Source organism: Desulfurivibrio dismutans, from assembly GCF_029210385.1.
In the GTDB taxonomy this organism is placed as follows: domain Bacteria; phylum Desulfobacterota; class Desulfobulbia; order Desulfobulbales; family Desulfurivibrionaceae; genus Desulfurivibrio; species Desulfurivibrio dismutans.
This window is the reverse complement of the sequence record NZ_JARGDQ010000007.1, coordinates 142,161-154,606: the sequence shown is the minus strand read 5'-3', so window position 1 is coordinate 154,606 and position 12,446 is coordinate 142,161. Positions and strand designations below refer to the sequence as shown.

The 12,446-nt window shown below is 58.8% G+C and carries 9 protein-coding genes; 8 read left to right on the top strand and 1 reads right to left on the bottom strand.

All coding sequences use genetic code 11. The annotated features are described in order from the left end of the window. Positions 1-9 precede the first annotated feature (9 nt). The 5 genes from P0N66_RS09700 to P0N66_RS09680 all read left to right on the top strand — a co-directional run bounded on the left by P0N66_RS09700 (position 10) and on the right by P0N66_RS09680 (position 6,603). Positions 10-966: a transposase gene (locus P0N66_RS09700; protein ID WP_275804825.1), complete on the top strand. Its 957-nt coding sequence runs from the start codon at positions 10-12 to the stop codon at positions 964-966. Between the two features lie 136 nt (positions 967-1,102). Continuing rightward, the gene (locus P0N66_RS09695; RefSeq protein WP_275804823.1) at positions 1,103-2,992 is read left to right on the top strand and encodes a polysaccharide biosynthesis protein; all 1,890 of its coding nucleotides are present in this window, start codon (positions 1,103-1,105) and stop codon (positions 2,990-2,992) included. A 126-nt stretch (positions 2,993-3,118) separates the two neighbouring features. Next, positions 3,119-4,144 carry a UDP-glucose 4-epimerase GalE gene (gene galE, locus P0N66_RS09690; protein ID WP_275804821.1) on the top strand — a complete coding sequence of 342 codons (1,026 nt, stop codon included), beginning with the start codon at positions 3,119-3,121 and terminating at the stop codon, positions 4,142-4,144. Positions 4,145-4,244: 100 nt separating this feature from the next. Further along, positions 4,245-5,567 carry a UDP-glucose dehydrogenase family protein gene (locus P0N66_RS09685; RefSeq protein WP_275804819.1) on the top strand — a complete coding sequence of 441 codons (1,323 nt, stop codon included), beginning with the start codon at positions 4,245-4,247 and terminating at the stop codon, positions 5,565-5,567. Between the two features lie 13 nt (positions 5,568-5,580). Continuing rightward, on the top strand, positions 5,581-6,603 hold the full coding sequence (locus tag P0N66_RS09680; RefSeq protein ID WP_275804817.1) for an NAD-dependent epimerase: 1,023 nt from the start codon (positions 5,581-5,583) through the stop codon (positions 6,601-6,603). A gap of 111 nt (positions 6,604-6,714) precedes the next feature. On the opposite strand, the gene P0N66_RS09675 is transcribed toward P0N66_RS09680, so the two are convergent. After that, entirely contained in the window at positions 6,715-7,959 is a 1,245-nt protein-coding gene (locus P0N66_RS09675) for an ISL3 family transposase (RefSeq protein WP_275804814.1), read from the bottom strand. Between the two features lie 523 nt (positions 7,960-8,482). Between P0N66_RS09675 and P0N66_RS09670 the strand changes: the two genes are divergently transcribed. The 3 genes from P0N66_RS09670 to P0N66_RS09660 are packed head-to-tail and all read left to right on the top strand — an operon-like array spanning position 8,483 to position 12,434. Then, complete coding sequence (locus P0N66_RS09670) at positions 8,483-9,919, top strand: mannose-1-phosphate guanylyltransferase/mannose-6-phosphate isomerase (protein WP_275804812.1); 1,437 nt, start codon at positions 8,483-8,485, stop codon at positions 9,917-9,919. Further along, complete coding sequence (locus P0N66_RS09665) at positions 9,909-11,279, top strand: phosphohexomutase domain-containing protein (RefSeq protein ID WP_275804810.1); 1,371 nt, start codon at positions 9,909-9,911, stop codon at positions 11,277-11,279. Before P0N66_RS09670 ends, P0N66_RS09665 begins: the two co-directional genes overlap by 11 nt. A 60-nt stretch (positions 11,280-11,339) precedes the next feature. Beyond that, on the top strand, positions 11,340-12,434 hold the full coding sequence (locus P0N66_RS09660; protein ID WP_338140554.1) for a sensor domain-containing diguanylate cyclase: 1,095 nt from the start codon (positions 11,340-11,342) through the stop codon (positions 12,432-12,434). The last annotated feature ends 12 nt before the right edge of the window (positions 12,435-12,446 follow it).

Here is a 12,446-nt window from a genome sequence, read left to right as displayed (position 1 = left end):
AGTGTTGTTATGGCTCGCCCACTTCGTATTGAATATGAAGGCGCCTGGTATCATGTAATGAACCGGGGCCGTGGACGTTGCGTTACCTTTCCGGCAGATGCGGCTTACCGGGCTTTTCTTGACACCATGGACGAAGCAGTGGAGCGTTTTCAGCTTGAAGTCCATGCCTACTGCCTTATGCCCAATCACTATCATCTGCTGGTCCGTACTCCTCTGGGTAATCTTTCGCGCATAATGCGTCATATCGATGGTCTTTACACCCAGCGTCACAATCGGCTGGTCAATACCGACGGTTCCCTTTTTCGAGGCCGTTACAAGGCTATCCTGGCGGAAGCGGATGCCTATCTCTTGGCTCTTTCGCGCTATATTCACCGTAATCCCGTGGCGGGGGAGGCTCCCTTGGTGATGGCTTTGGGCGATTGGCCGTGGTCCAGCTATCCTGTTTACACCGGGCACTGTGAGCCGCCACCTTGGCTGGTTCTTGACGATATTCGCAATTGCATCGGTTCCCATGATTTTCCGGCGAGATACCAGGCGTTCGTGGAGTCCGGCGAGGAGGATGTGGTAGATATTTTCCATGCCCGGGAACGCCAGGAACCGATTTTGGGCCGGGAAGCCTTTCGAGAGCGCGTGTTGGGTGGTGGCCGCCGCGTGCCAGAGGTTCCTCGCCGCCAGACCCGCCCCTTGCAACAACCCGAGGCGCTGTTACGTGCCGTGGCCGCCTGGTTCGATCTGGAGGTGGAACATATCCTGGCCCGCGGCAATACCGGCGCCGCCGAGGCGCGTCCCTTTGCCATGTGGCTGTGCCAACAGGAAGCCGGGCTGACCTTGCGGGAGATCGGGGTCCTCTTCGGTAACATTCACTACTCAGCGGTCAGTCAGAATATCCGGCGGCTGAAAAGGCGTTGGGTGAAAGAGAGGCTGTGTTGGCACCAGCAAGCTGTCATGTCAAGACTTGACCCCTGATTCCCCTGATTCAACTTGTTTTAACCAATTATTTCCGGTAAATTTGCAGGCTGGTGGGGGAGTTTGCCGTTTAGTGATGTTTTGCCGACAGTTGCCGGCGCTTTTAAGCGGGCAGCCGTTTTGAGGATATATTTTTATGCGAAGGCTGAATTTCTGGCTTATCCTGGGGGCGGATATTTTGATGTTGGTGGCCGCCCATTTGCTGGCTTACGGCATCCGCTTTGATTTTGTGCTGGGCGAGCGGGAGTGGGCCAATATCCGGGCGGTGTTGCCCTGGCTGGTGCCGGCAAAAATCGGCATCTTTGCCTTCTTCGGGCTTTACCGGGGGATGTGGCGCTACACCGGGGTTACCGACCTGCTTAATATTTTGCGGGCCAATTTCGTCACCGGTCTGATGATCATGGGAGCCATCCTGCTGGCCACCCGTTTCGATGGTTTTTCCCGTTCGGTGTTCGTGCTGGACACCATCCTGGCCTTTCTGTTTATTGCCGGTCTGCGCTTTAGCCTGCGCCTTTTCTACCAGGGTTTGCCGCGGTGGCGTGATCTTACCAGGCCTGGTAATAAATCTCGTCGGCGTAAGCGGTTGCTGTTGGTTGGGGCGGGGGACGCAGCGGAAAAGATTGTCAGGGAGGTCATGGACAACCAGGACTTACCCTATCGCGTAGTAGGATTCCTGGATGACAACACCGATAAGATAGGCCGCTGGATTCACGCCATCCCCGTTTACGGCCCCACCGCCCGGCTGCCATTTTATGCCGGGCATGTAAAGGCCGAGGAAATTTTGATTGCCATGCCTTCGGCCAGCCGGGAGCAGATGGAGAGAGCGGTGCAGCTTTGCCGGGAGACCAAGCTGCCCTTTAAAACCCTGCCCGGTTTGGGGGAGTTGATCAGCGACAAGGTTTCCATTAAAACCATCCGTGACGTTTCCTACAAAGATCTGCTGGGCCGGCCGCCGGTGCGGCTGGAGCAGGAGCGCATCGAAGAGGTACTGCGGGGGCGTACGGTGCTGGTAACCGGCGCCGGCGGTTCCATCGGTTCCGATCTATGCCGCCAGATTGTCCGTTTCAAGCCGGCCAGGTTGGTGATGTTCGACGCCGATGAGGCCAATCTTTACCGCATTGAAATGGAGATCCTGCACGAAAAGGGTTTTGCCGAATATGCTGTGGTGTTGGGCAAGGTCCAGGATCGGGAGCTACTGCGGCACGTTTTTGCCGAGCATCGGCCCCAAGTGGTCTTTCACGCCGCCGCCTACAAGCATGTGCCGCTGGTGGAGCATAACCCCTGGGAAGGGATTTATAACAATGTTTTTGCCTCCAAGCGGCTGATGGAAGTGGCGGTGGAGCACGGGGTGGAGCGTTTTGTTCTGGTTTCTACCGACAAGGCGGTACGCCCCACCAATGTGATGGGGGCCACCAAAAGGCTGGCCGAGATGATGTTGCAGGGATGCTGCCGGCTACATAACGATGGCTTGGCGGCCGACGAAGGCCGGCCGGCTTGCCGGACCCGCTTCATGGCGGTGCGTTTCGGCAATGTGCTGGGCTCCTCGGGGTCGGTGATCCCTTTGTTCAAACGGCAGATTGAACTGGGCGGGCCGGTGACCGTGACCGATCCGGACATGACCCGCTACTTCATGTCCATTGAGGAGGCCAGCCAGTTGATCTTGCAGGCCACCACCATGGGCGAGGGCGGTGAGATCTTTATCCTGGAGATGGGCACCCCGGTACGAATCGGCCAGATGGCCCGGGATTTGATCCGGCTTTGTGGCAAAGAGCCGGATAGCGAGATCGAGATCAAATACATAGGGTTGCGTTCCGGCGAGAAAATGCACGAGGAGTTGATCACCGAGGGAGAGGGGATCGTCAGTACTGAGCACGAGAAGATCATGGTGCTGCGCGGCCAGGGCTACAGCTTGGCTGAGTTGCGCAGCTCGCTGGACAACCTGAAGAAACTGGCCGGTCAGCACGACGCCGCCGGCATCAAGGCCGAACTGAAAAAGATCATCCCCGAGTACACTCCTCAGGATTGACGTGGTAGCGGTTTAACCGCCCGTTGAAAAAGCCAAGGATGATAAGCTCGCAAAAACCCGCCGAGCGGATCAAAATCAAATAGACCGACCCCGTCGGGTTTGGGGTTTAGGTTGGGAGGCAATTTTATGAAAACACTGCTGCTTACCGGGGGTGCGGGCTACATCGGCAGCCATACAGCGCTTGCTCTGCTTGAAGCCGGCTACCGGGTGGTAGTGTTCGATAACCTGGTCAACAGTTCGCCCGAGGCCTTGCGCCGCATTGAGCAGTTGACGGGGCAACCGGTCGCGCTGTTTAAGGGCGACATGCGGGACCAGGCGGCCTTGCACGCCGTATTTGCGCAGCACAAACCCGATGCCGTGATCCACTTTGCCGGTCTTAAAGCCGTGGGGGAGAGTGTACGACTGCCTTTGGACTACTACGAAAACAATGTCGCCGGCACTTTGAACCTCTGCCGGGCCATGGTGGAGGCGGGGGTGTTCGTGCTGGTGTTCAGTTCCTCGGCCACGGTCTACGGCACGGCCAACGCCTCGCCGCTCAAAGAGGAGATGGACACTGGGGTAGGGCTGACCAACCCTTATGGCCGCTCCAAGTGGATGATCGAGCAGCTTCTGCAGGATGTGGCGGCGGCCGATGAACGCTGGCGCATCGCTTTGCTGCGTTATTTCAACCCGGTGGGGGCGCACGAAAGCGGCCTGATCGGTGAAGATCCGCGGGGCGAGCCGAACAACCTGATGCCCTGTATCGCCCAGGTAGCGGTTGGGCGGCGCCAACGGCTGGGGGTTTTCGGCAACGACTACCCCACCCCGGACGGTACCGGCGTGCGGGACTACATTCATGTGGTGGACCTGGCTCGGGGGCATGTCCAGGCCCTGCAGGCGCTTGCGCGTTTCAGCGGTTGCAAGGTCTGGAATCTGGGCACCGGTCGCGGCTACAGCGTGCTGGAGATGGCGCAGGCCTTTGAAAAGGCCAGCGGTGCGGCTATTCCCTGCGAGATCCTGCCCCGCCGGCCCGGCGATCTGGCCGTCTGCTTCGCCGACTCAGCCAAGGCGCAGCACGAACTCAATTGGCGAGCCGAGCGCACCCTGGCCGATATGGTCACCGACGCCTGGCGCTGGCAGTCCCGAAACCCCGCGGGCTATGATCCGACCTGAGGCGCTTGCCGACTTGGCCGTGGTTGCCGCAGTACAGATTAAACATTGCGGGGGCGGTTTTAAAGCCGGTTTCCAGTCATTTGTAAACTAAGGAGAAAAGATGAATATAGCGGTAGTAGGGACCGGCTACGTGGGCTTGGTCAGCGGTGCCTGCCTGGCCGAATTCGGCCATCGGGTGGTCTGCATGGACAAGGCGGAAGAGCGCATCGAGCGCTTGTGCCAGGGCGGCATTCCCATTTACGAGCCCGGCCTGGATGATCTGGTGGCCAAGAATGTGCGCGAAGGGCGCCTTTCGTTCACCACCGACCTGGCCGAGGCCATGGCCGGTGCCCAGGCGGTGTTTATCGCCGTGGGCACCCCCAGCCAGCGGCGAGGCAACGGCTATGCCGACCTGACCTATATTTACCAGGCGGCGAGCGAAATTGCCGGTAACCTTGGCGCCGACTACACGGTGATCATCGACAAGAGCACGGTGCCGGTGGGCACCGGTCGTCAGGTGCAACGGCTGATGGTCGAGACCAACCCGCAGGCGGACTTCGATGTGGTTTCCAACCCCGAATTTCTGCGGGAGGGGGCGGCAATCAACGACTTCATGCGACCGGACCGGGTGGTGATCGGCAGCGAAAGCGAGCGGGCCGCCGAGGTGATGCGGGAGATCTACAACCCCCTTTACCTTAACGCCACCCCCATTGTGGTGACCACCCTGGAAACCGCCGAGTTGATCAAATATGCCGCCAACGCCTTTCTGGCCATCAAGATCAGCTTCATCAACGAAATAGCCAACCTTTGCGAGGCGGTGGGGGCCGACGTCATTTCGCTGGCCAAGGCGGTGGGACTGGACGGCCGTATCGGCGGCAAGTTCCTCCACCCCGGCCCCGGCTACGGCGGTTCATGCTTCCCCAAAGACACCCTGGCCCTGCTGCGCATCGCCCAGGAGCACGGCAGTTCCACCCGCCTGGTGGAGGCGGCGGTGGAAGTGAACGCGGCCCAGAAGGGGCGGATGATCAAAAAGATCCGCGATGCCCTGGGGGGCAGCGAAGCGGGTAAAACTATCGGCGTGCTGGGGCTGACCTTCAAGCCGGAGACCGACGACATGCGCGAGGCCCCGGCCCTTACCATCCTGCCGGCCCTGCTGGAAAGAGGGGCGAGACTGCAGGTGCATGATCCCCAGGGAATGCGGGAGGCCGCCGGCATCATGCCGGAGTGTGAATATGTCGACGACCCCTACGCCGCCGCCGCCGGCGCCGACGCCCTGGTCCTGATGACCGAGTGGAACCAGTATCGGGCTTTGGATCTGCAGCGCTTGCAGGAAGCCATGGCCCAGCCGTTGTTCATCGACCTGCGCAATGTGTACGAGCCGGCCAGGATGCGGGAGGCCGGGTTTGCCTATGTTGGGGTCGGCCGCATAGCAGCTGTAAAGTAAAGGAGATAATAACATGAAAGTACTGATCACCGGCGCGGCGGGCTTTATCGGTTCCGCCCTTTCCCTGCGGCTGCTGGAGCGGGGTGATGAGGTGGTGGGGATCGACAACCACAACGATTACTACGACCCGTCGCTCAAAGAGGCCCGGCTGGCGCGCCACGCCGATCATCCTCAGTACACTCACTGCCGTATCGACTTGGCGGATCGGTCGGCGGTGGAAGAGGTTTTTATCACCCACCAGCCCCAACGGGTGGTGAATCTGGCGGCCCAGGCCGGGGTGCGTTATTCCATTGAAAATCCGCTCTCCTACGTGGAGAGCAACATTGTCGGCTTTGCCCACATTCTGGAAGGTTGTCGCCACCACGGGGTGGATCATCTGGTCTACGCCTCGTCCAGTTCGGTGTATGGGGCCAACACCGCCATGCCCTTTTCCGTTCACCACAACGTCGATCACCCGTTGTCGGTCTATGCCGCCAGCAAGAAGTCCAACGAGCTGATGGCCCATACCTACAGCCACCTGTTCGGTCTGCCCACCACCGGCCTGCGCTTCTTTACCGTTTACGGACCCTGGGACCGGCCGGACATGGCCCTGGCCAAGTTTACCCGGGCGATCATGGCCGATGAGCCGATCAAGATCTTCAACTACGGCAAGCACCGGCGGGATTTTACCTTTATCGACGACATCATCGAAGGGGTGGTGCGGGTGCTGGATCAGCCCGCCGCCCCCAACCCGGACTGGTCCGGCGATAATCCCGACCCGGGCAGCAGCACCGCCCCCTGGCGGGTTTACAACATCGGCAATAACCGGCAGGTGGAGCTGATGGATTACGTTTCGGCCCTGGAGCATGCCCTGGGCAAAACGGCGAAGAAAGAATTTCTGCCCCTGCAGCCCGGCGACGTGCCGGATACCTTCGCCGACGTCAGCGACCTGGTGCGCGATTTTAACTACCAGCCCAACACCACGGTGGAAGAGGGCATCGGCCGTTTCGCCGCCTGGTACCGGGAGTATTACAATAGGGGTCAAGTCTTGACATGACAGTCTGCCTTAAGACTGTCATGTCAAGACTTGACCCCTGATGGAGGTCTGCCTTAAGACTGTCATGTCAAGACTTGACCCCTGATGGAGGTGGTTTGGCTCCTCGACGTTTCATGTGGAAACGAGTAAATCCTGAATGGGCGCCCCAATCAGGTAAATGATAGTGATGAAGCTTAGATCTTTGCGATACCCCCGGGCTCTGGCTTTGGCAGCCTGAAACAAGCTGTTGAGCCCTTCCAGGCGGGCATTGCTGTGATCGGAACGCCATCGGGCCACGATGGCCTGTCGGTGCTTTTCGACGGTGTTGACCGCTTTACGGACCGGGGTCAGAATCGGTTCTTGTCCAATCAGTTCGCGGGCATAGTTGAGAAAGTTGGAGAGCCGCCATTTGGCCCCTTGTTCAGTAGTGGCCTTGCGAATCCAACGCAGGGCCTCCTTGACCCGCCAAGCGGTGGCGGTATGGAAATCCAGGGCGGCAAGTTCGACCAGGGCGTCAAACTGGCGGTTGGTCAAAGCGCCATCGGCATTTTTGAGTACCGCCCAGCGGGTGGTTTTGGGCATGGCGATCTCTTTGGCCTCGGCCCGGCGGACTTCTTCGACTGCTTTGGTAAAAAGCTGAACCACATGGAACCAGTCCACGGTGAGTTCGGAGTTTTTGAAATGGGTTTTGATGGAGGAGATGAAGGCCCCCGACATGTCGGAAACCACCTCCAGGACGTTGTCCGGATTGCCGCCGTGTTCTTTGAGGAACTGAGTGAAGCGCTGGACCGTATCCTTCCCCTTGCCGGGAGTGGCAAAGACCACCGGTCTTTCACGGCGGTCAAGGTCGATGAAGATGGTGACGTACTTGTGCCGGCGCCGGGACTTGGTCTCGTCCAAGGCAAGGGCCTTGAGGTTTCGCAGGTCAAGCTTCGCCATAGCCTTGCCTACATAGTGGAAAACTACCCGCCACAGCCGCTTGTCGGTAACCTCCATATGGCGAGCGGCGACGGCAACCGGCATCTCGCGGAGTATGGTCATGGCCACTTGCTCGAACAGCAGGGTGAAATGGCTACCCTCCCTGGCCCAGGGGACGACGATCCGCTTGATCCCATGTTCCGGGCAGTTGGTGCGGGGAACCGGGGCCGTAATGTAACAGTGATGCTGGAAAAAGTTGAGATGACGCCAGGTCATTTCCTTGAAATCATGAGCCTTACAGGACTTGCCGCATTCCGGGCAGGGGTACAGTGAGCCGCGATCGGCGGCTATTCGCAGATCCAGCCTATGGGGAGTTTTAGTGGTATCCAATTGTTGTTCCACCAGTTTCCAGGGTGCGGTGAGGCCAAGGCCAAGGGCAAAAATGTCGTTACTTTGCATGGGATCGGCTCCTGTTGAGGGTGACGGTTTTTCCGCCGCTCAACTTAGCCAATTCCATTCGTTACGTCGAGGAGCCATATTGGCAGACTGCCGACGGCCACGGACTGCTGAACTCCGTTTTCGGCTCGGGCCAGAGAGCCGACGGAGGGGAAAAGAAGACCTGCAGCCAGCAGGACCAAAAACGCAACACCGTATGGAACCTTCATCTCTCTGCTCCCAGCAAAGTTATTTGGCTTTTACAGATCTTTCCTGCCAAACGGTCGCACCGTTCGGTTTGTGGTGTACTGTTAACTTTTTTGTTACAAACTTATTGCAGCTTTGTGTCCTCTAGCACACACTTCCTCTAGCACACATTGTGATGAATGGCAAATGTATCTGCCAGAAAAAGCGCTTTTTGTGTTTACTCCTGGTTAACAGTGCAAAGTTGATGTCCGGTCTTTTCTTGCCCATTGAGTGGCACTCCGGTATGATTAAACGTCTTCACCGTATGATACAATTTTTATTTGCCTGAGGGGGATTTTTTATGATTGTTCCCGTTATTTTATCCGGCGGTTCCGGCACCAGGCTCTGGCCTCTTTCCCGGGAACTGTACCCTAAACAGTTTTTGCCCCTGGTCGGGAAGCGTACCATGCTGCAGGAAACCGCCCTGCGGGTGGCTGATTTCGCCGGGGTGGGGTCGCCGCTGGTGGTCTGTAACGAGGACCATCGGTTCTTGGTGGCTGAGCAACTGCGTCAGGTGGCGGTGGAGTCGGCGGGGATTATGCTGGAGCCCTGCGGGCGCAACACCGCCCCCGCTCTGGCGGTGGCGGCTTTGCAGGCCACGGCGGCGGGGGACGATCCCTTGCTGCTGGTGCTGCCGGCCGATCATCTGCTCAACCGGCCGGAGATTCTGGCGGCGGCTTTGACGGTGGCCGTGCCCTTGGCCGAGCAGGGTCATTTGTTGACGTTCGGCATCGTACCCACCGGGGCGGAAACCGGTTACGGCTACATCAAGGCCGGCGAGGAGTTGGAAAGCGGTCGGGCGGAAGCCGGCCCTATTCCGGCGGCCTGCCGGGTGGAGCGTTTCATTGAAAAGCCCGAGTTGGCCGCTGCCCGGCAGTATCTTGATGACGGGGGTTATTACTGGAACAGCGGCATGTTTTTGATGCGGGCCTCGGTCTGGCTGGCGGAGCTGGAGCGGCTGGCGCCGGATATGCTGGCGGCCTGCCGCCGGGCCTGGGCCAAGGCGGAGCGGGATATGGACTTCATTCGCCTGACGGCGCAGGAGTTTGCCGCCTGTCCGGCGGATTCCATCGATTACGCGGTGATGGAAAAAACCGCGGCTGCGGCGGTGGTGCCGTTGCCCGAGGCCGGCTGGTCCGATGTCGGTTCCTGGTCGGCATTGATGGCGGTGGGTGAATGTGACGAGCAGGGCAACGCCTGCCGGGGCGATGTGCTGGTCACCGACAGCCGCAACTGTTATCTCCATGCTGACCGGCGCCTGTTGGCTGCCGTCGGGGTAGAGGATCTGGTGGTGGTGGAGACCGCCGATGCAGTGCTGGTGGCCCACCGGGGGCGGGACCAGGAGGTCAAGCAGGTGGTGGAGCAGTTGAAGGCCCAGAACCGGGATGAAGCCCGCTTGCACCGGGTGGTGCACCGTCCCTGGGGAACTTACGAAGGACTGGCCCAAGATGAGCGTTTCCAGGTGAAGCGGATCACCGTCAAGCCCGGTGCCAGTCTTTCGCTGCAGCAGCATTATCATCGGGCCGAACACTGGATCGTGGTCAAGGGCTCGGCCAGCATCAATTGCGGCGACCAGGTTATGCTGCTGAGCGAGAACCAGTCCACCTACATCCCCCTGGGGTCTTCCCACCGACTGGAAAACCCCGGCAAGATCACCCTGGAACTGATCGAAGTGCAGTCCGGCAGCTACCTGGGCGAGGATGACATCGTTCGCCTGGAGGACAAGTATGGCCGCTGAACAGAACAGCAGCTATCCGACAACGGCCTTCAAGGCTTACGATATCCGTGGCCGGGTGCCGGATGAGCTCAATGCCGGGGTGGCCCGGGCCATTGGCTGGGCCTTTGGGGAGGTTTTCGGTCCTGGCCGGGTGGTGATCGGCCAGGACATCCGACTTTCCAGCGGCGAATTGAGCGCGGCCCTGGCCGAGGGCTTGTGCGATGGGGGATGCGGGGTGGTGGATATCGGCCTGTGCGGCACCGAGGAGATTTATCATGCCGCCTTCAGCGGTGGTTTTACCGGCGGGATCATGGTTACCGCCAGCCATAATCCGGCCGATTACAACGGGATGAAACTGGTACGCCACGGGGCCCGGCCCATCAGTGGCGATTCCGGCCTGCAGGCCATTCGGGAGCTGGTGGCCGGCGGCCGATTGCCCGCGGCGGACCGGCGGGGGGAGGTTGCGGCCGGTAATTTCCGCGAGCAGTACATCCGCCACCTGCTTTCTTATGTGTCGCCGGCAAAGCTCAAGCCTCTGAAAGTGGTGGTTAATGCCGGTAACGGCTGCGCCGGACCGGTGCTGGATGCCCTGGCGCCGCACCTGCCCTTTGAATTCATCCGGGTGCATCATCAGCCGGATGGTACTTTTCCCCATGGAATTCCCAATCCTTTGCTGCCTGAAAACCGGCAGGCCACGGCGGCGGCGGTGCGTGAACACGGAGCCGATGTCGGCATTGCCTGGGACGGTGACTTCGATCGCTGTTTCCTGTTTGACGAAACCGGACGCTTCATTGAAGGATATTATATCGTCGGCCTGCTGGCCGAGGTTTTTTTAAACAAACATCCCGGTGCGCGGATTATTCATGATCCCCGCCTGACCTGGAACACCGTCGATGTGGTGCAGCAGGCCGGCGGGGTGCCGGTGATGAGCAAGACCGGCCATGCCTTCATCAAGGAGCGGATGCGGGCCGAGGATGCGGTGTACGGCGGCGAGATGAGCGCCCACCACTATTTTCGCGAATTCGCCTATTGCGACAGCGGCATGATTCCCTGGTTGCTGGTGCTGGAACTGATCTGCCGTCGGAACCGGTCGTTGTCCGCCCTGGTGGGCGAACGGATGCGGCTTTTCCCGGCCAGCGGCGAGATCAACCGGCGGCTGGCGGACCCGGCGGCGGTGCTGGCCCGGGTGGAAGCGCGATTTGCCCCGGCGGCCCTGGCGGTGGACCGCACCGACGGTCTTTCTTTGGAGTTTGCCGACTGGCGCTTCAACCTGCGTTCGTCCAACACCGAACCGGTGGTGCGGCTCAACGTGGAATCCCGCGCCGATGAAGCACTGATGCGGGCCAAGACCACCGAGCTGTTGCAGGTAATGGGAGCCTAGAAAAAGAAAACCGCTACCTTTGTTTCTTGCCAATTAAGCATTTATAAGAGGGGAATTGAAATGATGGGACCGTCAACAAGCCCTTTGGCAGGGATGGATGACAGCCTTTTTCTGTCCGCCAAGCAAGATAACGAAGTCCTGCAGGGGCGACTGCATAAGCTTTATCAGCTCTACTCCGCCAGCAAAACGTGCGGCATGGCCGTGAAAGTAAGTTCGCTGCTGGTCAATATTGTCGAATTGCTAAAAAAAACACTCGAACTGGAGGAGTTTTACCTGCTGCTGAAGGATGAGGGGAGCGGTTTTTTTGAGATCTGGGCCGCCGATGAAGACTTGATGGATATCACCGACGACCTGATTTTTCGTGAAGACAAAGGTTTGTTCGCCTCAGTTATTGAGAGTGGCAAGCCGCTTTTATTACAGAATATTGATAATGACGTGCGTTTTGTGCTCTATAAGGGGAGGTTGCCCAATGTCAGCTCTCTGCTCTCGTTGCCGCTGCTCGGTGCCGATGGGCGGGTTTTCGGGCTTTTGAATATTCACAAAAAAGATGGCCGTTATTTTCGCCAGGATGACGAGGTGTTCTTTTGCTCGTTGGTCCAGAATATGGCCTTTGCTCTGGAGCGGACCCGTCTTTTTGAAAAGGCTCGGCAAGAGGCAATGCATGATGAATTGACCGGGACCTACAATCGCCGTTTTTTATACGACTACGCTAATAAGGAGTTAAGCAAAAGCTTGCGGAGCAACGATGCTTTTTCTTTGATATTGCTGGATATTGACCGCTTTAAAAAGGTTAACGACAACTACGGTCACCTCTATGGTGACCAGGTCCTGCGCGAACTGGTCGCTTCCTTGAAATGTATAATTCGACAGAGCGATGTCCTGGCTCGCTATGGAGGGGAGGAGTTTGCGGTACTGCTGCCGAACACCCCAGCCTCTGCCGCCGCTTTCCTGGCGGAAAAGCTCCGCCGGGAAGTGGAACAAAAAGGACTGGCCCCGCCAAGTACGGCTCAGCGGGAAAAACTTACTATTACGGTTGGAGTTGCTTCTTTTCCCGATGATGGCAAAAGCATTGAAAGGCTTTTTTCGGTAGCGGATCAAAGGCTGTACATGGGCAAGAGCGCCGGGCGGAACCGCTTGGTTACCTTCGGACCATGAGCGTGGCGGTTT